The organism is Leclercia tamurae (assembly GCF_025566055.1).
Classification (GTDB): Bacteria; Pseudomonadota; Gammaproteobacteria; order Enterobacterales; family Enterobacteriaceae; genus Enterobacter; species Enterobacter tamurae.
Window position 1 is genome coordinate 1 of record NZ_JAMHKS010000031.1, and the last position, 396, is coordinate 396.

The window sequence follows — 396 nt, forward strand, 5'->3', positions numbered from 1 at the left end:
GTATTCCCGGGCCTTCCGGCAGATTCCGGAGCCAGCCTTCGGCAAGGAAAAACGCCGTGCCCGGTTGCCCGGGCACGGCGTTCCCCAATCGAACCAGCCGTGCTACTGCACCCAGTCCTTGACCCGTCCCGGGTTGGCCGCCACCCACTGCTTCGCCGCATCCTCGGGTTTGGCGCCCTCCTGGATCGCCAGCATCACCTGGCCGACCTCGTTGCCATCCTTCCAGCCGAACTTCTTCAGGAACTCCCAGACCGGCTTGGCCTTGGCTTCCAGCGCCGGGTTGGCGACGGTGTCGACATGCTCGGTATCGCCATAGACCTTCTTCGGGTCGTCGAGGAACTTCAGCTTCCACTTGGCGAACATCCAGTGCGGAATCCAGCCGGTCACCACCACCGG

The 396-nt window shown here is 64.4% G+C and carries 1 protein-coding gene; it reads right to left on the bottom strand.

Annotated elements, in window-relative coordinates; translation table 11 throughout:
• Positions 1 to 102 precede the first annotated feature (102 nt).
• On the bottom strand, positions 103 to 396 hold a 294-nt coding region (locus M8318_RS00155), incomplete at its 5' end, for a glycine betaine ABC transporter substrate-binding protein (RefSeq protein ID WP_332018233.1).